General features: G+C 36.2%; 17 protein-coding genes and 2 pseudogenes. 7 read left to right on the top strand and 12 right to left on the bottom strand.

Translation table 11 applies throughout. The annotated features are described in order from the left end of the window. Positions 1-7 precede the first annotated feature (7 nt). Positions 8-349: a hypothetical protein gene (locus J6569_RS09105; RefSeq protein ID WP_296303104.1), complete on the bottom strand. Its 342-nt coding sequence runs from the start codon at positions 347-349 to the stop codon at positions 8-10. A 118-nt stretch (positions 350-467) separates the two neighbouring features. Between J6569_RS09105 and J6569_RS11295 the strand changes: the two are divergent. From J6569_RS11295 to J6569_RS09120, 4 genes and pseudogenes are all read left to right on the top strand, one after another. Beyond that, positions 468-629 (top strand): annotated as a pseudogene (locus J6569_RS11295) (3-oxoadipate enol-lactonase); the annotation flags it as partial. 136 nt (positions 630-765) lie between these two features. Then, positions 766-1092 carry a hypothetical protein gene (locus J6569_RS09110; RefSeq protein ID WP_065590835.1) on the top strand — a complete coding sequence of 109 codons (327 nt, stop codon included), beginning with the start codon at positions 766-768 and terminating at the stop codon, positions 1090-1092. A gap of 11 nt (positions 1093-1103) precedes the next feature. After that, positions 1104-1940, top strand: a complete 837-nt coding sequence (locus J6569_RS09115) for an MBL fold metallo-hydrolase (RefSeq protein WP_366941258.1) — start codon at positions 1104-1106, stop codon at positions 1938-1940. A gap of 116 nt (positions 1941-2056) precedes the next feature. Then, a pseudogene (locus tag J6569_RS09120) lies at positions 2057-2227 on the top strand (transposase); the annotation flags it as partial. A gap of 248 nt (positions 2228-2475) precedes the next feature. Here the strand turns inward: J6569_RS09120 and J6569_RS09125 are convergent. Next, positions 2476-3363 carry a LysR family transcriptional regulator gene (locus J6569_RS09125; RefSeq protein WP_296318292.1) on the bottom strand — a complete coding sequence of 296 codons (888 nt, stop codon included), beginning with the start codon at positions 3361-3363 and terminating at the stop codon, positions 2476-2478. 378 nt (positions 3364-3741) lie between these two features. Between J6569_RS09125 and J6569_RS09130 the strand changes: the two genes are divergently transcribed. Both J6569_RS09130 and J6569_RS09135 read left to right on the top strand, forming a co-directional pair. Further along, positions 3742-3978, top strand: coding sequence for a hypothetical protein (locus tag J6569_RS09130; protein ID WP_296318293.1), 237 nt, complete (start codon positions 3742-3744; stop codon positions 3976-3978). Positions 3979-4229: 251 nt separating this feature from the next. After that, positions 4230-5615: an MFS transporter gene (locus J6569_RS09135; protein WP_296318294.1), complete on the top strand. Its 1386-nt coding sequence runs from the start codon at positions 4230-4232 to the stop codon at positions 5613-5615. 317 nt (positions 5616-5932) lie between these two features. Here the strand turns inward: J6569_RS09135 and J6569_RS09140 are convergent, their stop codons facing one another. Together J6569_RS09140 and umuD are read right to left on the bottom strand one after the other, a co-directional pair. Further along, the gene (locus J6569_RS09140) at positions 5933-7198 is read right to left on the bottom strand and encodes a Y-family DNA polymerase (RefSeq protein WP_174799032.1); all 1266 of its coding nucleotides are present in this window, start codon (positions 7196-7198) and stop codon (positions 5933-5935) included. After that, a complete protein-coding gene (gene umuD / locus J6569_RS09145) occupies positions 7195-7644 on the bottom strand; it encodes a translesion error-prone DNA polymerase V autoproteolytic subunit (RefSeq protein WP_202983953.1) in 450 nt (149 codons plus the stop codon). The genes J6569_RS09140 and umuD overlap by 4 nt, the downstream gene beginning before the upstream one ends. Positions 7645-8891: 1247 nt before the next feature. Between umuD and J6569_RS09150 the strand changes: the two genes are divergently transcribed. Then, positions 8892-9962 (top strand): DUF3829 domain-containing protein, encoded by a 1071-nt coding sequence (locus J6569_RS09150; protein ID WP_174799031.1) that lies wholly within the window; start codon positions 8892-8894, stop codon positions 9960-9962. A 176-nt stretch (positions 9963-10138) separates the two neighbouring features. On the opposite strand, the gene J6569_RS09155 is transcribed toward J6569_RS09150, so the two are convergent. The 8 genes from J6569_RS09155 to J6569_RS09190 all read right to left on the bottom strand — a co-directional run bounded on the left by J6569_RS09155 (position 10139) and on the right by J6569_RS09190 (position 23105). After that, the gene (locus tag J6569_RS09155; RefSeq protein WP_296318295.1) at positions 10139-11134 is read right to left on the bottom strand and encodes an MDR family oxidoreductase; all 996 of its coding nucleotides are present in this window, start codon (positions 11132-11134) and stop codon (positions 10139-10141) included. Positions 11135-11343: 209 nt separating this feature from the next. Beyond that, complete coding sequence (sstT, locus tag J6569_RS09160; RefSeq protein ID WP_174799029.1) at positions 11344-12600, bottom strand: serine/threonine transporter SstT; 1257 nt, start codon at positions 12598-12600, stop codon at positions 11344-11346. A 185-nt stretch (positions 12601-12785) separates the two neighbouring features. Further along, positions 12786-16100 (bottom strand): hypothetical protein, encoded by a 3315-nt coding sequence (locus tag J6569_RS09165; RefSeq protein ID WP_296318296.1) that lies wholly within the window; start codon positions 16098-16100, stop codon positions 12786-12788. Beyond that, positions 16090-17439 (bottom strand): SWIM zinc finger family protein, encoded by a 1350-nt coding sequence (locus tag J6569_RS09170; RefSeq protein ID WP_296301266.1) that lies wholly within the window; start codon positions 17437-17439, stop codon positions 16090-16092. The genes J6569_RS09165 and J6569_RS09170 overlap by 11 nt, the downstream gene beginning before the upstream one ends. A gap of 133 nt (positions 17440-17572) precedes the next feature. Then, positions 17573-19321, bottom strand: coding sequence for a biotin carboxylase N-terminal domain-containing protein (locus J6569_RS09175; protein ID WP_296318297.1), 1749 nt, complete (start codon positions 19319-19321; stop codon positions 17573-17575). Beyond that, positions 19314-20921: an urea amidolyase family protein gene (locus J6569_RS09180; protein ID WP_296318298.1), complete on the bottom strand. Its 1608-nt coding sequence runs from the start codon at positions 20919-20921 to the stop codon at positions 19314-19316. Before J6569_RS09180 ends, J6569_RS09175 begins: the two co-directional genes overlap by 8 nt. Before the next feature lie 157 nt (positions 20922-21078). Next, positions 21079-21855 carry a 5-oxoprolinase subunit PxpA gene (locus tag J6569_RS09185; RefSeq protein WP_366941259.1) on the bottom strand — a complete coding sequence of 259 codons (777 nt, stop codon included), beginning with the start codon at positions 21853-21855 and terminating at the stop codon, positions 21079-21081. Between the two features lie 14 nt (positions 21856-21869). Continuing rightward, positions 21870-23105 carry an NRAMP family divalent metal transporter gene (locus J6569_RS09190; protein WP_296318300.1) on the bottom strand — a complete coding sequence of 412 codons (1236 nt, stop codon included), beginning with the start codon at positions 23103-23105 and terminating at the stop codon, positions 21870-21872. Positions 23106-23463: the final 358 nt, after the last annotated feature.

A 23463-nucleotide genomic window follows, 5' to 3' on the forward strand; every position in this document is an offset into this window, starting at 1 on the left:
TGCTTATTTAATAAGCTTGTTTTCCTATAACGGTAAAAGTATAGCCGTTTAAAAAATAGTTGGCTAGTTTTTTCGTGGATTTTTGTAAAAAACATACAAATGAAATAGTCCTGTTTGGCGGCGACACCCGTCTCTTTCCCTTGTGAGTGTAATGTATCATGCTTCCATCACTCAATAGATTCAAGCGCACAACAGCAATATCAACACAGTTAGAGTATCTTACATTATCTGCTTCTGATTTGTTAATACAAGAAAAAGAGAGAGTAAAACGGCTAAACTGTTTATTAAAAAAGTCAGAAAAAATTAATTTGACAGTACCACTGTAATTAATGAATTCTTTTCCGGTCATCAACCATTTCGATGCGGATATCGAAATTATCCATTAGCGTAAGAAAAGAAATTATTCTAATAATATTAACAATATGGAACCACATGATATAAGTAAAAATAATTATATGGAGGTATAAATGTTTATTAGACCAATGAAATTAACTCAGCATATCGATGATGTACAGGGTCCTGAAAATGCAACAACGCTGATTCTTCTACACTTTCTGGGAACGGATTTGCACCTATGGGATTTGCAAATGCCGCGATTAACCGAGCGTTATCGGGTAGTCAGGTTGGATATGTTGATCAACTAAGGAGTAGTGATGCCGAATTCGGAATGGTATCTAGATGTTATTAAAAGCATGCGTTTATTAATATCAAGGATAATATAGTCACACAATTACTAAAATACTTACATATAGGAAAAGTTATTCGATGCCCAGTATTACTATTTATACAACATCAGATCATCACCTAGAAACTTGTGATTTTGCTGATTTTTCTACTTCTTTGACCAAACTTACCAAAGAGATTCTGAAAGCTAAAGATAATAATATCCATATAGCTTATCTAATTGCGGATGTAGGTTATGGGGAATCTGTATACTTTGAGGCTAAACTTAGACAAGAAGTTTTTCGTAGTGAGTCAGTCATGAATGAATTCTCACGTCAGGTTGATTTATTAATTAGAGAAAAGTTCGGCGTAATTGCGAGAATTCGTTGCTTTCTTTATGATTCCAATAATATTTTCGCAAAAAACTAAAAGGTAACTGTATGAATGATAAATTGCCAATGAAAGACCTTGGAGAGGTACAAGTAACTGCTGTTAGTGATGGCTACTTAAAAGTTGATTTTGGAATGCTGGCGAATATTAGTGAGACAGAGTGTTATTTCATTCAACAAAACGCCTGCCAAGATGAACCTAATTCAGTGCACATTAATGCCTTTTTAGTTCAACACAAAGGTAAAAATATCTTAATTGATAGTGGCGCAGGTAGTTTTAAAGGATGGGGAGGAAGGATAGTAAATAATTTGGCTAAACTTGGGGTGAAACCAAATGATATTGATGCCGTATTACTCACACATGCTCATCCCGATCATATAGGTGGCTTGATCAACTCCTACGGAGAGGCAGTATTTCCAAATGCAGAATTAGTAATTAGTCAAAATGAGTATGATTATCTAAAAGATGACAAAAAGTTTTTTTCTTCCAACGATCGTGTCAAAGGTAATTTTATTTTTGCTCGCAATGTTTTAAAACAGTATCAAGAAAATCTGCGGTTAGTTAATGAAGGTGAGGTACTTGCTGGTATACATGCATTACCATTAAAAGGGCATACACCAGGACATACTGGTTATAAAGTCGAGGGAGAAAATAGTAGTTTATTGATTTGGGGTGATATTGTCCACTTTCCACATATCCAACTTTTAAAACCGAATGTCTCAATTGCTTTCGATTATGATCCTAAATTGGCAGCGGAAACCCGTATTCGCATCCTTGATATGGTGAGTTCTAAACACATTCTTGTTGGTGGGATTCATTTTGGATGTGAAGGTTTTGGTTATATTCAAAAGCTTAAAAGAGGATATGAAATTGTACTTACTGATTAATTAACTAATGTTTTTTCAAATCATATTTAATAATTTTGTAAGCTATCAATTGTAATTATCCCATAAAATAGTACATTAAAAAATTCTCTATGATAAAAGTAAAGGGGGATTTAATGATGAAAAAAATGACTGAACATCAAATTGTCGCTATTTTAAAAAAAGCTGAAGCGGGTATTCCGGTTAAAGAACTGTGCCGTAAATATGGCATGGGTAATTCAACTTTCTATAAATGGCGAGAAAAATACGGCGGAATGGAAACTTCGGATATCAAACGCTTAAAGGAAATACTTTGAGGTCCCTCTGATGAAAATAATTTTGGCAAAGTTTCGAGAAAGAACCTTTGTCAATATACGTACACCTTCTTGAAAACGGAATAAATGTTATATTCTGAATTTGGATAATAGTATTGTGAGAGAAAGGGATTGTGTCAATAAGATACTCTCCCATTCCTTTAATATCTGAGCAATGTGGAACAGTTTGCGTGTTAAAATATTTCAATAGCATAGTCTGAGCTAGTATCATGCGTGCAGGTCAGTTAATAACCGATATCGTGCAACCGAGGATCTTGGAATATTGATATCATCATATCAATGAATTTATCAGTATCCAAATAGGGACAATCAACACGGTAGATAAGCTCAATTTTAAAATCATTAAACTCTCTAGCTAGCTGATGAATTTTTATTTTGTTCTTAATTTCATTACTGATTGAGCAACGTAAAACCAGCGAGACCCCTTTGCCAGTGGCTATGTTTGAAAACAAAACAGGATAAGATCCACATTCAATTACTCGTTTAGGCGTAATGTTACCTTCATTAAACAGTACACTGAAATTGCGAGTTGATGTGGCACATTTTTTACTACTTAACAAAAAAACTTCCCCGTCTAGACTAGATATATTTGTGATTGGTAAATGATTTTTTTCTGTGACAATCACTAATTCGCTGGAAAGTAATGTGAAACATGTATGCCGTTTGTTAGAAAAGCCTGCTCCAACGATGACTGCATCAAATTCGTTTTTATCAAAAGCGTTGAGCAAACTGATCGTGTTTCCTATTGAAATATCGATGTTCCAACCCAACTCTTCACCAAAATCAATCAAAGCAGTAATTATATAGGGGGGTAAGCACTCAATTATTCCAATTCTTATGGTCAACTGACCATCTTTGGAGTAGGAAATGTTATTTTTACAATCATTCGCTAGGTTCAGCATTTTAAGTGCGTATTCATAAAGTATCTTACCCTGTGTAGTAGGTAGACATCCTTCGATTTTCCTATCTAATAATGTAACATCTAGCTTTTCCTCCAGACTTCGTATTCGATGAGAAATACTAGACTGCACTCGATTTAGGCGTTCTGCGGCTTGGGTTATATTCCCTGTGTCTACAACTGTTACGAACGCCAGAAGTTCATCTAGCTTCATTTTAACTCTCCTTCTAAGTGTTGAATAAATATTTCAACAATATTTTTAGTTATCAGAAGAGGGCTTTTGTAGGATAGTTGCAGCAAAAATAGTACTAGGCTAAAAATAAACCTTCATATCTAATAACTCTATTCCATGAGCTTGTCTCAACATAATATTATTAGGGTATCAATCTTTTCGATGTACATCACGATTTTATTCACTGGTTTTTTATTATTCTGAGAATTATGATTTTAGCATTAATATCGTTTGTCTATTCTATAACGTAATAGTGACACAATCAAATAGTTGCATGATAAACCGAATAGACTTTGATACGTTATCTAGTGTTAATTACAGCTAATTATTGAAACTTTCTACTCGTAAATAGGATAAAATATGGTGTACACTAAGTTTGATAGAGTAATGAATAATCTGGTTGATTATGCCTACGAGCAAACAACTTCTGATAATGATGCGATCCGCATGGCACATTTTTGTTTGTTAGATTCGATAGGGTGTGCGATAGCTGCCTCTTCTGATGCCGATTTTTCGAGATTGATGAATAGTGTGCAATTCAGCAAAAACAGTCAGGGCATTCCCATTATAGATAGATCTCTATGGTTAAGACCTTAGGAGGGATTACGGGTATGCTTCCGCTGATTAGTGAAAGTATGCACAATCTATTTTATGTCCTCACCGCTTACTGCTTTCTCAGAAATATTCGTATCAACGGTAGCAAGTAGGAATGGAAAGCTCCTCGTAATCCAGTAATAGCTAGGCCAGAAGAAGTATTGACTCTTGGAATGATGACCTTTCTCGAAAGCAAAAGTTTAGAGACAAAAATTCTTTGCGCATAATTTCATTATAATAAAGGACCTGTAAATATGTCGTTGGTAAGTAATAGCAGTATTCTTGAGCAAGGTTTTGATGTACCAAGGCGCTATTTTGCAGCTGCGGCCATTTTGATAGGGGTGCTAATGTCAGCATTAGATGGTTCCATTGTTAATATTGCATTACCCTCCATTGCTTGTACGTTACAAATTGATTCTGCATCTAGTATTTGGATTATCAACGGCTATCAGGTTGCCAGCGCAGCCACGATGCTAATTTGTGCATCGCTTGGATCGAGGATTGGTGAAAAGCGTTTTTATACAGCTGGTATGATTTTATTTACGCTCTCATCCTTAGGTTGTAGCCTTTCTCCAACCTTTAGTGCTCTGGTCACTATGCGGATACTACAAGGAATTAGTTACGCTGTAATGATTAGCGTTGGGTTGGGGCTGTACAGAGTTATATTTCCACCTTATAAGTTGGGGACAATATTTGGGCTAAATGCGATGGTATTTGCGGTGGGTACGGCTGTCGGCCCAGCATTAGGAGGAATTATTATTTCTTATTTATCTTGGCCATGGCTTTTTTATATCAACATTCCACTTGGAGGGTTTGCTATAATCTTTTCGTTTATCTCATTAGGGAAAGATAATGAAAATGAAAAAGGCTTTGATTTAGCAGGAGCAATTAGCTCGGCAGGAGCATTAGGCTTGATGGTGATTACAGTTGATCAAATTGGTAGCTGGGAAAATCATTCGTTGATATTTTGCGCAGTGGTTTCAACGATCTTATTTATCCTATTTATTGCTGTCCAGACTCGTTCAAAGCATCCTTTATTACCGCTTGATATATTTTGTTCACGCCGATACACTTTTGCGGTGCTCTCTTCCCTATCTATGTTTGTTGCTCAAGGAATTGCGTTGGTAAGCTTACCTTTTGTTTTACAACATACTTATAACTATTCTGTGCTAGAGTCTGCTTTTATCTTTTCACCGTGGCCACTAGCTGTAGCTTGTTGCGCACCTATTGCAGGAAGACTGTCAAACCGTTTTAATCCTACCCATATATCTACTATTGGCGTGATGTTTTTTTGTATAGGTTTAGGTTCATTAGCTTTGTTATCGGAAGCTGCAACAGTGAGTGACTTCTTGTGGCGAGTGGTCATTTGTGGCGTTGGTTATGGTTTTTTTCTCCCGCCAAATAATAAGGAAATGTTTAGCAATGTTTCAAAAAATCGAACAGTCACAGCGTCTGGAGTATTATCTACAGCCAGAACGACTGGGCAGTCAATCGGTGCTGCTTTGGTAGCTATGGTAATTGCGCTATTAAATGGATTAATGGAGAGTACCAACGCAGAATTTGGTGTATATATTTTTTCTATTGCTTGTGTGATTACTGCAATATCATCAGTTGTTAGTACATTACGTCTACGTTGTTAAAAAAATTCAAGAGGTGATTAATTGTGTATATAAATTCCAAAGGTACTGTCAAATTAACTTTCTAATATGAGTTTAAATTTGATAACTAATTTTTTATTTATAATTTTGAGTGAAACTCGGGTAATAGAGACCATTCGGTAAATTGACATGTGACTAAAACTCGAAAGATTTTAGCAGAGCACAAGCACCTTACACAATTGAAATGATCATAGATATTGCCAAATCGAGATAAGAATAATTGTGTTTGCTTTAATGACTTAAATTCAAACATTTATATCGATAATATCATAGTTTTACTAAATCAAACTAAAAAATAATCATTTAACGATTAACAACTCTTCCCACCGAGTAGTATAACGCGGAGTCAGTAATTCACGTTTAATCTGCCAAGGGGCTTGCTTTCTTACGGTACCTAATTGCACCGTATGTTTACCCATCTTCTGGTTGATGGAATCCAGTGCTTGCATCAACTTATCACTTTTTTGCTTTTGCTCTATATTATTGAACGTTTCAAATAACTCATACTGCGTATCGGTGTGCTTAACCTGTAAGTCAAGTAACACCACGCCGGCCTTCATAAACAAAAAACCTTGTTTATAAATAGCCTGTAATCCCTTTTGTGCGGCTTGAATAATGAGCCGTGAATCATCTGTAGGCAAATGCAGTGGAACCACGATAGAAGGATGATATTGCACGATATCCTCACGAAATCGATTAGTTTTTAAAAAGACCTGTACGGCACTAGTCACAGAACTTTGCTTTCTGAGCTTTTCAGCTCCTCGACTAGCATGAACGCGAATAGCTTCTTGCACATCAAATAGCTCACCAGTTAACTGACCAAAGCTACGCGAAACCATAATATTCTGTTTAGGAATAGATAAATCATCCAATTCGATACAAGGTGTACCTAGTAGCTCTAACACCGTCCGTTCAAGCATCACGGAAAATTGCTGTCTAATTTGTTTAGTGTTTGCTTGCCGCAAATCCCATGCAGTCTGGATGCCTAACGATTGTAGTTTCTCTGAAATACGCCTTCCAACACCCCACACTTTACTCACAGGAAACTGCTGCAAGACTCGACTCAATAAAGGTTTATTATTCGGTAAATAACAAACTCCTTGATAAGTGGGTTGTTTTTTAGCAACATAATTGGCTATTTTGGCTAAAGTTCGTGTTGACGCAATACCGATACTGACGGGGATACCTGTATCACGTTTGACTTTGGTTCTTATTGTTTGACAGTGCGAAATAACATCTGAGAACCCTGTTAAGGAAATAAAGGCTTCATCAATCGAATACAGTTCTACATCTGCTGTATAATCACGCACTGTATTAAAAACACGCTGACTCATATCACCGTATAGCTCATAATTAGAACTCAACAAGGTGATTTTTTTACGAACACTCGGGGAAATTTGATAAGCAGGCATACCCATCGGAACAAGTGGTTTCAACTCATTCGATCGCGCAATGACACAGCCGTCATTATTGGATAAAATACCAATCGGTTGTCCTTCAAGCTTAGGATTAAATACTCGCTCACAAGATGCGTAAAAATTATTACAATCCACTAACCCAATCACAAATAGCCACGACCTCTGAGAGAGTGGATCGTATGAATCACTATTCCCCAAATATGCACTTCTTTACCAGCTAATGAGATCGGTGGATAAAGCGCATTACCAGCTAATAAATGATATTGACCATTAATTACGCCAAGGCATTTACAGGTTAACTCTCCATCAATGGCTGCAATGACCACATCACCGACTACTGGTTCTAAAGAGCGATCAACAATTAATAAATCACCACTAAAAACACCATAATCCACCATTGAATCACCCATTGCCTTGATATAATAGGTCGCACTAGGGTGTTTGACTAAATGCTCAGTTAAATCGAGTTTCGCTTCTAAATAATCATCAGCTGGCGAAGGGAAACCAGCTCTAACTGGTATATCCACCAACGGTAGTTGATTAATAATAGATGTATCAACACAGCCAAGCACAATACAACTGAATTTGTGCAAGAAAATACTCCTAAAAACTAAACGAAAGAACATCACCACTGTTTTTTTAGTTATCGTGGCAAAAAACGAACATGGATAAATATACAGCATATAATGCGAACTTCAACAGATTTTAGTGTAAAAAAATATAAAAGTGTAAACAAAGCACTATGTGAATAAGTTAGCTTGATAGTGTCAAATCAAGGAATAAAATTGGATATATCAAAGCGATTAATACAGAGTGTAATAACTTTTTTAGTTTAGACAACGTGCTACACTATCTACAAGAGCAACTTTTGAATCAATTAATAAGGTCAACTGGACATGAAAAATAGACTATTTATTTTAATATTGTATTTTAATTTTTCTATTATTATGACTGTAAAGGCTGAAATGATGAATCCTAATGTAAACACGAACCATTGAACAACATTTGCAAGATGATAACCGTTTAGTGGAGTATAAGTTTTATAGCACTATTACAAAAAGAATTAGTTAATAAAAAAGATTTCTTCCAGCTAAAAGACCTAGAGAGTAATTAATCCTAACAATTGAGTTGCTCGAATTTTACTTTTCCTGCGCTTCCTCCATCTTTTTTAAATATAAATCAATAAACTACAATTTAAAAAAATATAAATTCAATTTTATCAAAAAATAACTGTCACTAATTTGACTAAAAATTATAGTTAACCTTACAACCATTTAAGCGCTGAAATGTGCTGTTAAATATTGAATACCACAACTTCTATAAAATATAAAACACTAAAACAAACAGCGTAAGCGTAATTTTCCAGATAAGCACTATAGGGTATTTACAAAAATATTCACTTGTTAGATTATATTTTTGTAAACAGATTCAGGAGTCAATATCATTTGATAATTAAAACTTCTCAGAATCCTTCTTAGTAAAGCGTGTGATCACCATCATATCAATTAAAAACTCACGAAACAGGTATTCCTCAAATAAATGGGTTAATCAAAAAAATAATACATACCTTAATGGAATGATCAGCAAATAGTTCACCATTCAAAGATAAAAAACAAAAGGTTAAATAATTTCCAACAAAATGCCTTATGAGTTTTTAAAGAATCATTTTAACCATGAAATATAAGCAACTCGGTGTTTTCCTACAATATAAGGCTTATTACAAAATTAAGCCCCAATATCACAATTTTTATTTCATTTCATATTTTATTAGAAATAATCTTTAAAAGATAATAAAGTATTAATTCAATGAATTTAGAACACAAAAATGAAGAGATAAACAATGAAAAAAAATTTTTTAAGCGTATTGATTGCTGGATTTTTGATGATTGGCTGTGATGACAAACCAACTGAAAACAAAACGCAACAACCAACAGCAGCTTCAGAAGTTAAATCTTCTAAGTCTAAAACTACTGAAGATGTTTCACGGCAATTTGCACTGAAAGCACGTAAAGGTAATATATGGCTAGATGTTTTTAATGCTAATGTCTCCCAAGCTGCAGATAAATTAAGAGGGAATGGACATGGCAGGATGACTTCTTCTCTTTATCATCTTGATAGCAGTGTTGAGGGTTTTTTAAGAGGTATCAGTGATAAAAACGGTAAAATTGATGTCAATTATGTGAAAAAAAATCCAACGAAACTTTTTATCGGTTATCACCCAGGACCAAAAGAGCTTGATGAATATAAACAATTGATTACTGAGTTATTAGCATTTAAACCAGAGTTACCCGAACTTGATGCCGCAGGCAAAGCATTAAGTGATAAATATATTGAAATAGGATTAGCTTATGATCAGATAGCTAAATATTATTTAGATAATGAGTATAAATTGGATGACTTTGCCAAATTACCTGAACTGTTAAATAATTTGAACACGCTTTATAACCAATATATTGAAGCAAAAAGTGTGGCTTTAGCGGATTATGGTAAATTATACAAAGAAATCCATGCATTTCAAAAATCAGAAATAAAAAACAAAGGGTTAACACTTAACTACAATTGCATGGAAATCATGGATTTATCTGAAGATGTTATCGATTTAATCAATGAAAGCTTTAACGAAGACAACCAGTTTAAAAATCTCGATAAATCAGCCCTTGAACAAAAAATTCAACAAATAGAATCCATAGCTAATGAATTAATGACGAATAAAGGCAAAAATAAATTGATTAAACAACAAGGTTTAAACGATATGTATTATGACGGTTTTGTTGATTGTTTACCTGGATTGATTAATCAAATGAAAGTAGTTTTAAAAAATTTACAGACCAATACTGTAGAAAGAGAAGTTGATTCTTTGAATGGGGAACTTAAAAGTGTAATTAAAGGCTATAATCAAGTAATCAATTAAAAATAGATAAACATCGTTTCATTGCTAACATTTTAGTCATTATCAATGACAATAAATAGTGGTATAAATAAAAGCGGTGTAATATTACATCGCTGTTTTTTTAACTTTATAGCAAATGAGTAGGACAAGTAATTAACAGTAATTATCAAAATACTACTGTTTAGTCAAACCTAGATTCATTTGTTTACATCAACAACAAAACGCCCTTTTATTTGCCCTGCAATCATTTTATTTGCCACCTCAACACAATCATTTAGTGTGATTGTATTACTAATATGAGATAACACTTTTTCATCCAGATTGTGTGCCAATAAATTCCATGCTGCCACACGTTTATCATAATTTGCCATCACACTATCCACCCCAGCTAACGAAACACCTCTTAAAATAAACGGCGCAACCGTTGCTGGTAAGTCCATGCCTTGAGCAAGACCACAACACGCCACAATTCCGCCATATTGAGTTTGGGCACAAGCATTTGCTAAAGTGTGCGAACCAACCGCATCGACAACAGCTGACCACAGTTCTTTTTGTAATGGTTTACCCGTTTCTTTTAAGGTTTGACCATCAATAATATTAACTGCGCCAAGTTGTCGTAAATAATGATCTTCTTCAATTTTACTCGTTGATGCGGTGACTTGATAACCAAGTTTAGTAAGTAATGCAACGGCAATTGAGCCAACTCCACCACTAGCACCTGTTACCAAAACCATACCATCTTGTGGTTTTACACCTAAATCAACAATACGTTGGACACAAAGGCCTGCTGTATAACCTGCCGTACCAATTGCCATTGCTTGATAATCTGTAAGTTTGTTGGGCAAGGGTATTAGCCAATCAGATTTTAAATAAGCATATTGTGACAAACATCCCCAATGAGTCTCGCCACACCCCCACCCATTTAATATAACTATATCGCCTTTTTGATAGCAACCACTACGACACTCTAGCACAATACCAACACCATCAATACCTGGTATCATTGGCCACTGTCTAACAACAGGACTTTTATTAGTTAAAGCTAGCGCATCTTTATAGTTAATACTTGAATAGGTTATTTGGATTAAGGTATCACCTTCTTGCGCTAATAACTGCTGTTTACTAATACTCTTTAAGGAGCATGAAAACCCCGTTTTTTCTTCTTTCGATAAAACAATGGCATTAAATGGCATAGTGTCTCCTCATCACATATAGTATCGGAACATCTAAATAATATAATAATCCACTTAAATATTAGATGTTTTTTTAATAATAAAGAGTCATTCGAGAAAAAGCAATGTGATATGTTTGGTTGTGAGGGATAAATAAAAACTGAGCTGATAATAACAAATTACCATGCTCAGTTATAAATCAGAGTTACCAATTAAATAGGCTTGAATACTTAATTTTTAGTCGTATTATTTTTCTTCTTCTGCGCGGCTGATGAAACCGCACCAATAAACACAACATCACTTGATGAGTTCAATGCGGTTTCAACCGAATCTTGAATAACGCCAATTGCAATTCCAATGCCAATCACTTTGGCTGAAATTTCGTTAGGTATACCAAACATACTACATGCGACAGGAATAAGCAGTAACGATCCACCCGCAATCCCTGATGCCCCACAAGCACATACTGAAGTTACAATACAAAGTAATACCGCAGAATAGATATCAACATGTATACCAGCACTAGCTGGCATTGAGTTGACGGTGGCTAGAGTTAAAACTGTTATAGTAACGGCAGCACCTGACATATTAATTGCAGCACCTAGCGGTACAGCAACCGAATAAGTATCTTCATCCATTTTATATTTTTTACAGATCTCCATATTAACGGGAATATTTGCTGCTGAACTTCGGGTAAAGAAGGCTGGGATCGCACTCTCTTTTAAAGAGGTAAATACTAATGGATAAGGGTTTTTGTGCATAACTAAATAAGCTAATAATGGATTAATCACCAATGCAACAAACAGCATACAAGAAACTAACACAACCAATAGATGTGCATATTTCAGTAATTCACCAAAACCCGTTTCAGCTAGCGTTGAGGCAACTAATCCAAATACCCCTAAAGGAGCAAAGCGGATAATAATTCTTACAATAAAAGAAATAGCATAAGACAGATCATTCATCATTGTTTTAGTACTTTGGCTAGAGTGTCTTAATGCCAAACCGATACCAACACCCCAAATGATAAGACCAATATAGTTTGCATTAATTAGTGCATTTATCGGATTGTCGATCATTTTTTCTAATAAGGTTTTTAAAACAGCAGCAATACCACTAGGCGGTGTAAGTTCAAGGTTATTTAACGTATCACCAAATGAAATCTGTGATGGGAATAAAAAACTAGCAATGGTTGCTAATAATGCGGCTAACATCATTCCGGCAAAATAAAGAGTAATTAACGGTCTCATATTGGCTTGTTTGCCATGTTGATGATTTGATATTGATGCAATTACCAAAATGAGTACTAGTATAGGAGCAACTGATTTTAAAGCATTAATAAATAGCCCACCTATAAGTGACATCGCTAATGCGGTATCTTTCGACACCGCAGCGAGAATAATACCAAATATTAAACCCAACAAAATCTGCGGTATCAGCCCTATTTTAAAATAAAAACGCACCAAAGGATGTGAAGAATGAGTCATAATATTCCTTTCTTATTAAAATAAAGGTAAAACAATAACATAATTCAACATTGTGTTTATAGAAAATAAACATCATTATAATGTTTTTTTATATATCACTTTACATGATGATTAAATTTAATTATTTATTGCTTTTATATTAGACCTATTTTAAGTGTTCTAATCATTTCCCAAAAATAACCATCTTACTTAAGTAATTCAAGTAGTTGTTTTGCTTTGTTTACTGCTACTGATTTTGCTTTTGCTTGGGCAATATCCGCTAAGCCTTGCCATTTAGAATCAGGTTCAGTTAGATAACCGCGCCTAGTTGCCTCTTTCAAATAAGGAGCATAGTTTAATGACATATCTAAAATCCGATTAATCCAAGCAGGTATTTTTTCACCTTGTTTTACTTGATTTCCAACAAACTTAATGCATTCAATTAATACTGGACAAAATATTGGCAATAAACTTGGCTTTTTTTCTAGTAATCGAATTAATTTAGCGGGGCTTAAATCAGGATAATCGAGAAACAAGATAATAGCTTTGCGCATGGTATCTGCATCAATGATTCCTTTTTTAACATTTTTTTCAAAAATAAAATTTGCTTTATAAGTATCACTGTCTTGAGCCAACAATCCGATAATCACTGTCACTAACGATTTTGAAAAAATCAGATTATCTGTGTTTAAAAAAATCAAATTATATTTACTTGATAATGGTCCATCGTTATTTTCTTGCCAATTACGTGTTTTTTCAACAACAAGTAACTGTTTGTTAATACACCAATGTAACCAAACTCTTGATTGAAAATTAGGTATAACTTGTTGATCTTTTGATAATGGAGGGTAAGCTTCGCATTGGAATTCGTATTCTAAATCATAATACCAATCATTTTTTACTATGTGGAAAACTTGATTAGACACATTGGGGAGTTTTAAAGTAAACATTAGTGATTTAGCCAATGCTTTAGAAAATCGTGATGATTGATCTATTACAGGCTTACTAATAGTAATTGAAACATTATCTTCAGGCACAACTTTAGCCTTTTGCGGTTTTGACCATACTTGTTCAAAATCATCAGGAGCTCGCATCGATACGTCTTGTGTTAAAAGGGCTATTTTAGGAAGTTTTTCAACTATGGCTTTTGCTTTCTTAATCGCATTAGCACTACCCTCTTTACTGGCTAACATTCTGATGCCAAGTAATTGCAATTGATTGGCATCGGCTATGCCTTGATCGACAGCATATTGCACTTCTGGTAAAAATTCAGCTATCGCATCAACAGTTTCAAGCGTGCCAGATAACAGTCTCGGCGCTTTACATGATGCGATGATTAATTGATCCAAAATAGGCCAAACCACCGAAAGAATGCCTTGTTTTGCAATATCGGTTAATACTGACACCAAACTAGCTATACGACAAGGAACCTGACTAAATCGCTCCAGTAACAAAACATCCGCCACACCAGGAATAAGCAAACCTCTTTGCCATGCATCATTCACGGCTTGAGCCATATTGCTAGCCACATAAGGCGAATTAGCGCGTTGCATAGCTAACAATGTCATTGCAGAACGTGCATCAAAAGGAGAACGTCTGTTAACAATTTGCTGGAACTCAAAACCTTGATGGTAATATGTTGCCCAATCAATATCTGACGGTATTGCACTATCGTTCCATAACGGGAAAATAGCAAGAATTTTTGTAAACCCGTTATTTCCAATACGTTTAGGAAAATAATTTAATGATTGTGGCAGGGACAGTACGTCTTCAATATAAGTATTTAACGCTAATTTAGGTTCGATTACTGGATCGTCCAGATACTGTAATACTAAAGAGCCTGCATCAATTGGCATTTTTTGTCCTGATTGCAAAACGACTGCAACATTTAACTTCTTGAGTTTTTCTATCGTTGATGATGTTTGTGTCGAAACATCAAGACGAGTCAAGGCTAAAAACAGATCCGCCTCTAATGCATCAATTTTCAACTGTTGATAAATCGCTAATCGTTGACTAAGATCATCCACTGTTATTGAAAGATCACTCATGCTTGGTGTCGACAGTAAACAAGGTATTTTGCCTAAATTTTTACAAACAATATAATCGCGTGCTGTTAATAAATCAGACAAATATTTATGATACGGAATCTCTTCGCCTTTACGCCAATAAAATAGAAAACCAAGAAGCTGATCAACCCGTAATTTTATACCCGCTAAACTCGCTTTTGCTGCTTGAGGATCGTGATAAGCAATAATATTAGCTACAGCTAAAAATCTTTCCGTCACACTATCATGACCAGATATGTTTCTTTTTACTAATTCAGAGGCTAACTCAGTTAATACATCAGGGGAAATAGGCTCTAATTCAAAAGGCGGCAATTGCCAAAGTGGCGGTGTTGGTTGCCAAAGTTGTTGTAATTCGGAGGAATTAGATTGTACGGTATGATCATCAAGATGCCACTGTGTAATTAGCTTGCTAGTTAAAGCCACAATTGATTCATCAGTTTGGTCAAGTAATAGGTTTAACAAAGGCATAAACAAATCAGTATTTTGGGGCGCTTTGCGATTTAGGGCTATCTTTAACACTAATTTTTTGACCGATTTTATTTTAGATGATAAACATGCCGTCATCACTTCGATTAATAATTCATCATCAACAAAGGGAATTAAAACAGGTGCTAATCGATTAATTATTGCAGATTCACCCATGGCTAGTAATGGAATTAAAGCAGGTACTCGCTGGCACAATTCAGCATCGGTAATACCTAAATCATAAAGTGTATCTAACCATACTTTACGATCTATAGGACGAATAGCGATATCTAAAGCTAAAAAAAGTAACTCTTTTGCTTGCTCTCGGTCAAGCCAACCTAATGTTACCCCCAAGCAAAACACCTCGATAAATGACCGTGTAGCAGGTGTATTTATCGCTATAGCAATATGAATATGTTCGATAAATCGACGCTGACATTGAGCTATATTTGGAGGAATTTTATCGTAAAAAGGGTTGACAACATCTGCATCATGAGTAGCAACTGAAAAATGCTTTACAACATCATCACCACGCATAGCAACCGCCGCATACAACGTCCAACCGCCGATATAATTCTGATTTTTAGGAATAACCAAATTTAAACGATCAACCAACTGAACAGCAAGATCTGTTGGTGCAGATGCTTGTTGCACAAAATTTTGTGCGTAATTTTCACCTCGTTCAATAATAACCGGCAATAACAAAGATGAATAAGTATAATGAGCAAGTTTTAACGCTCGGCTCACTGATACCCCAATCCGAATGGCGTACAAAGCTAAATATGCTTTATTACACTTAACATAATCTTGCCATTGAAAAGCGTTACCAACTTTGACATAGTCACCCCATTTGCCATTTTTTAATCCTAAAAGTGCAATCTTTTGCTGCTCTTTGCTACCTAGCGGTTGTTGTAAAATATTGTCAGCTGTGACATTGTTCCAATTCAAAGAAGTAAAAATCGCTTCGGCTTTCGCTAAGTTAGCATTCATAAATATTTTCCTTAATTTGTACTGCTAAAATATGTTTACATGGTCCTTTTTTGAGTTGATGATTCAGATACCATGAGCAAGTACATTGTGATGTCATTTTACTATTCTGCCTAACAAAACGGACACGATAGTCTTCGTTATTCGAGTGAACCATCCATGTGTTTTCATCAACCCGATCAATACATTCAATCAATTTATAGGCCGATTTTAAACGCGGATTATCTTTGATAAGTCGATTAGGATCTTCAGGCAATTGACGATGAAAATAGCCATTCTGGTGTACATCAAAACCCAACTTACCTGAAACAGCTAGATACGCCAGCGAACTATTAATGCGCTGAGTATCTAAACCTGTTTTTATCGCTAGCTGAGTCAGATCGATCAGCGAATCAAATTGTAAAATAGATTGAACAAGTTGAGCATTTTGTAATTGCTGTTTTGGTGCAAGCAGCTCAAGTAAGGCACCTTCGCCAGAATAGCCTTGCCATGGCTGTGCAGTTAAGCTCAAAGTAAGTCTTGCACCGTCGAGTTCAACTTCAACCATGCAGGGTCCTTGTTCGCCACTTGCTAGCTGATAAAAAGTTAAACGCTTAACATTGGTCGTTAATCGCTTAAGTGCACTTAACCGATGTAGCCCAGAAATATACACACTATCGAGACCGCCTTGAGCCATCAATTTAATACCAGTATTAGATGGCACTAGCCAGCTTGATTGATGTTTACTAGTCACGGTTGGCAATCCTGCAATAAAGGTTTGTGCTTGTATTCCCGTTACCGTAAAAACAGCGACCATTTTGGTATGAATTTCAGCTACATTACCAAGTGCTCGAATCCACCTATCTGGCATTGCAACAGGGCGCTCAATAATGGCCTTTATTCCAATTACATCTTCATCTTGTTTTTGGATATGGTGCGTTGCCAAACCTTGATTGCCAATATTAAGATGAAGTTTATCTTTATAATTAACCTGAGTTAGCGCTTGCCTTAAGCTAATACCAATATCTACATTGGTTGTGCCTCGTAATATTTGTCCATCAAACCCTTGTTGTAACAAATCTAAACGAGCATAAACACTATTGCAGGCAGAAAAAACTTCTGCTCTTAATTGATTCCCTTGCGCAGATAAAACAGGATCACGCAAAGTCACCGGCACCGGTTTAAAATATCGGGTCGCAGTAATATCAGCTAGAACCAGTAAAGATCTAGCAAGAATCTGTGGGTAAAGTGCATAACCAGCAAAAAATTGAGGGTTGTCAATAATTCCATCTGGTGTTAAGGCTGGCGATAACGCTAAGGCTAATGCGCCATTAGTGAGTTTTGATTGCTGAGAAAACTTCAATATAAATAATCCTAACACATTAAAAATAGAAAAAATATCATGCTCATGAGTATAAAATAAGCAAAATATATTGTCTATATTTGATGTTTTTTTGCTATTTTGATGAAAAACATTCTTGTTTTATCAGCGTTATCTAAATGATTTCTGCAACAGGTGATCCTGCGTTAACATAATTGCCTTCTTTGAGTATTTGTTTTAGCACACCATTTCGATGTGCAATAACTTGAACTTCCATTTTCATGGCTTCCATAATAGCAATGACATCGCCTGCGTTTACGCTTTGATTATCATTGATCACCCATTTAAAAAGACTACCAGAAACAGGTGACTGGACAATCAATTCAGATAATTCTTCTTTCACGCTTGAGGATGTATCTAAATTAGCTTCCGTTTGCAAGGATAACCCTGCAAGGAGTTGTGCAGGTAAACCGAGTTTACAACGTTTACCGTCAATCTCAATAAATGTGCGTGTCAACGCTGCTTCTTTTTGTGGTATTTGCCTTTTGGCTGGTGCTATTGTTGTAGTAAATTCAGTTTCAATCCAACGTGTATGTAATTTAAAATCATCACAAAAATCAGAATGTTCAATAACCGCACGAGCAAATGGCAACACACTAGCTACCCCTTCAATAGAAAACTCAGCCAAAGCACGGCGAGCTCTAGCAATGGCATGTTGTCGATTATTACCAACAATAATCAATTTTGCCATAAGGGAATCAAACGTTGCTGGAATTGTTGAACCAGCCATCACCCCACTGTCTATGCGTACACCAGGACCAGTTGGTACATCAAAACGTGTAATAGTACCAGCTATAGGTAAAAAACCGTTAGCTGTGTCTTCAGCATTGATACGAAATTCAATGGCATGAGCTCTAGGTGCAGGTGTTTCATCTATACTCAGAGGTAAACCTTGGGCAATACGCAGTTGCTCAATAACAAGATCGACGCCTGTAGTTTCTTCTGTTACTGGGTGTTCAACTTGTAATCTCGTATTAACTTCTAAAAAAGATAACTTACCATCTTGGCTAAGTAAAAACTCAACTGTACCTACGCCTACATAGTTTGCTTTAGCGCAAATATCAATCGAAGATTGAATAATTTGCTGTTCTAATTGATCTGTTATAAAAGGTGCAGGAGACTCTTCAATTAATTTTTGATTACGTCGTTGTAATGAACAGTCACGTGTACCAACGACAACAATATTACCTAATGTATCAGCAATAACTTGTGCTTCAACATGCCGAGGATTATGCAAAAATTGTTCAATAAAACACTCACCTCGCCCAAAAGCAGTTGTAGCTTCACGAACTGCGGAATGATAAAGTTCTTCTACTTCGTCCATTTGCCAGGCTACTTTTAAACCTCGACCACCGCCACCAAATGCGGCTTTAATAGCAATTGGTAAACCATGGGCATGCGCAAACTCAATAACCTCTTTGGCATCTTTTACAGGCTCTTTTGTACCAACAACCAAAGGAGCTCCCACTTGCAACGCAAGCTGTCTTGCTTTGACTTTATCACCCAATATTTCAATCGTTTCAGGGTTAGGGCCTACCCAAATTAAGTCTGCATCTTGTACTGCTCTAGCAAATTCAACACGTTCAGATAAAAAACCATAACCTGGATGAACCATGGTGGCTCCTGATTTTTTAGCTATTGCGATAATTTTATCAATATCTAAATATGTATCGCTAGGTACATTGCCTGTTAATCCATAAGCTTCATCAGCCATTTGTACATGAAGTGCCTCAATATCAGCATCGGCATAAATTGCAACAGATAACAAGCCTATATCACGGCAAGCGCGAATAATACGTACAGCAATTTCACCTCGATTAGCTATCAATACTTTATGTGTTATATTTTTATTATTTTCAGACATGATCAACATCACTCCCTTCAAATTCTTTAAACATCCCTATAGGATTAAACTTTATTTTAGCATTGACTGGAATTTGACCTGCTAAATCTAAATGATAATTACATACTGCGCCAATAACAGGATAACCTCCTGTTAAAGGGTGATCATTCAAAAATAATACAGGTTGTCCATTAGCTGGTATTTGTATTGCTCCAATACAGGTACCTTCACTAGGTAATTCTTGTTGTTTTTCACGAATTAACGGTTCCTTTCCAGATAAACGCAAGCCAATACGGTTAGAAGCTGGAGTAACCGACCACAACTGTGAAGTAAGAAGCGCTATCGATTGCTGAGTAAACCAATCGGTACGTGGTCCAAGCACAATATCTAACACTACTATATCATCACTAGTTGGGTAATTAATCATAGGAGTTTCTGATAATGATACTGGATTTAACGTTTTTGCTTGCTTAATCGCCAACATTTGACCCGATTTTAGTGGTAAGGGCCCAACTTGTGCAAGCGTATCATAAGCACAACTAGTTAAAATTGGCGATACTTGAAAACCACCACGCACCGCTAAATAACTACGAACGCCACGCTTTACATTACCTAGGCGGATAATGTCGCCGGCTTCTAATTGAATTGGCCGATACATGGGCGAAGTATATGTTTCGCCTTGGGCGGTGGTAATGGTGATATCACATACCGCCCCTGTTACCGCAACTAACATGGAGCGGTTTATTTGTGCACTAAAACCGCCTTGAGTAATTTCTAACGCTGGTTCATTAATTGAGTTACCTAACACGCGGTTGGCACTGTGTAATGCGTTTTTATCCATCGCTCCCGATTCAGAAATGCCTAACGCCGCCTGCCCAATTCGGCCATTGTCTTGAAACAATGTTTGCAATCCTGTCGTTAATACTGTTATATCTTGTTGCTCAACAAGATCATCTTGTTTTTTAGCTGCTGATAAATGAGCAGGTAAATGATAAGTTGTTTTCGATTGGCTCACATCAATAAAATTAACCCGAGTACCCGGTTTGAACAGCGCTGGCTCATCACGATAAATATCCCAAACTGCGGTATCTGTAATGCCAATCAATTGCCAACCACCAGGGCTTGCTTGTGGGTAAACACTACTAAATTCCCCTGCTAAAGCAACCGATCCTGCTGGAATGCGGACTCGTGGCGAACTTCGACGTGGCACATTTAGCTGAGCCGTTTTAGATACCATATAAGCAAATCCAGGAGCAAAGCCACAAAAAGCCACTTGATACTCGTTATCAGTGTGCCTTGCAATGACTTCGGCAACCGTTATGCCAAGATAATCTGCCACTTGAGGTAAATCTTCACCATTATAGCGAACAGGTATTGTTACCTGTTCGCCTGATTGCATAACGCTTGCCGAAATATCTAATTGAGCAATCTGCTCAGCAAGTATATTAGCATTGGTTACAATGGGGTTATAACGGATTAATAGGGTTCGTGCCGCTGGGATTATTTCTTTGATATGCCAATCAGCAATAACACCTTGAAGCACATCAGTAAGCGCCATGGTTTGCTCAAGGCTGTTTAATTCTACGATAAACGCATCGATATTAACGGGTAAAAATCGCATTAAGTACCTCGAAATATGATCAACATCCAATCACTAACAATACATATTTTACATTGTTTTGTCATATTAAAGACCAAGTTTATAGCCCACTTGGTAACGTGTTGTCTAATCATATTTTTTTATTAATTTAATTAACTTTTTCAAAACGTTAACTAATTTAGTTATTATTACTTTTAGCAAACGAGGCAATATGAATGCCATTTTGTTGTAGTTTTTGTCGTACTTTTTGTGCCATGCCTAAAGCACCTGCACTATCGCCATGGACACAAATTGATCCTGCCTCAATACGCACAAATTGCCCTTCGATAGACATCACGCCACCATCATTAACCAATTGCAACATGCGTTCGGCAACTAAATCAGGATCATGCAATACCGCTCCAACCTCTTTACGAGAAACTAATGTACCATCAGCATGATAAGCTCTATCAGCAAACGCTTCAGCAACGACGCTTAAGCCACTTTCTTTAGCCCATTCAATCAATTTTGAGCCTGCAAGAACAACCAAAGTCAATGTCGAATCAACCGCACAAAGCGCATCAATCACCGCCATTGCTTGACGTTTATCGTGTGCAATGGTGTTATATAATGCGCCATGTGGTTTAACGTAACTCACTTTGGTACCGATTGATGTGGCTAATCCTTTAAGTGCGCCAATTTGATAAATCACATCAGCGGTTAACTCATCAGTTGCTATATCCATATTACGACGACCAAATCCCACTAAATCAGGGTAACCAACATGAGCACCCACTTGGACATTATTGGCTTTGGCCGCTTTCAATGTTTTTAAAATACCTGCTGGCGAACCAGCATGAAATCCACAAGCGACATTGGCACTGCTAACAACTTTTAGCATTGCCTCGTCATTACCCATTTGCCATTGACCAAAGCTCTCGCCAAGGTCACTGTTTAAATCAATACCTTTGGTGATTGTCATATTGTCCTCTATTTTAAATAGTTAAAAATAGTCGCGACCGACATTATGCCCATATACCAAGTAATTGCGCACACAACTACGCCTGAAAGTAATAGCCATCTTGGATAATGATATCCAGACATAAGATCAGCTCGTCGCCAACCAATATAAACAAAAATAGTTAACCCAAGCGGTAAAACTAAACCATTAAAACCACCAGCAAAGACTAATAATGATACTGGTGCAGTCCCCATAATTAAATAAATTGCAAGCGAAACAACAATAAAAATAATGGTAGCAACCTGACGTTGTCTGTCTGTAATAGTACGTTTAAACGGAGTAATAAACGTCATTGAAGTATAAGCTGCCCCAATAACACTAGTGATGGCTGCTGCCCATAAAATCAAACCAAAAAGGCGCAATCCAAACTCTCCCAAAGCCGCTTGAAATGCTTGCGATGCAGGGTTAGCAGCATAACTTGAAATATCAATTGTCACACCACTTGCAACCACACCTAAAATCGCTAAAAATAAAATGTAACGCATTAAACCAACAACGACAATTCCTTTTGTGGCTGCGCCTGAAACATAATCAATATGCTCTACACCAACCATACCTTTATCAAGTAAACGGTGAGCGCCTGCGTAAGAAATATAACCGCCAACGGTTCCACCAACAATAGTTGTGATTGAAGCAAAATTGATATCGCTCGGAAACACGGTTTCTTTTAACGCTTCACCAACTGGAGGGTGCGATGCAAACACCACAAATAACGTTAAAACAATCATTAGCAAACCAAAACCAATCATCAAACGATCTATAAAATGACTCGCTTTACGGGAAGAAAATATGTAAACCGCTAAAAGTGCACTAATTGCCCCTCCCCATTTAGGATCAAGACCAACCAATGCATTTAAACCTAAACCTGCACCAGCTATATTACCAATATTAAACACCAATCCACCAAATATAATCAGCACTGCAAGTATATAGCCACTAAATGGAATCGTCGCATTAGCAATATCTGAAGAATTCATTTTGGTTAACGCAACAATTCGCCAAATATTTTGCTGAACGACAAAATCAATAATAATAGAGGCTAAAATACCAAAGCCAAAAGCAGTACCAAGCGTAACGGTGAAGGTAGCGGTTTGAGTAATGAAGCCTGGGCCAATTGCTGATGTTGCCATTAAAAAAATAACACTGATTAATGAAGCACGCCGATTTTTAACAAAAGCAACAGTACTACTGCTATGATTTTCCATACGGATGTTTCCTCTAAATATTTATAATTACAAATCTATCCAATGTTATTTATAAGCAATAACTATGCCATAACTTAAACAAAGTTTGATAAATGTTAGTTAATATAATTACTGTTTTTTAAGCAAAAAACTAATTAAAAATAATTATAATGATTCATCATTAAAAAGTAATAAACTTATAATACTCTAATAAAGACCTGATATGCACCAAAATGGTATACATACATATTCTTAAAATAAGGGGATAAAGTTTTTATTAAAAGTGACTAAAACATAATAATTGGATCGGCTACACTAATTCATACAACTTTTTTAAGGGGTAAGGTAAACTTATCACAACTAAAAAAGGAACAAATAT

This window comes from Gilliamella sp. (genome assembly GCF_024104075.1).
In the GTDB taxonomy this organism is placed as follows: domain Bacteria; phylum Pseudomonadota; class Gammaproteobacteria; order Enterobacterales; family Orbaceae; genus Gilliamella; species Gilliamella bombi.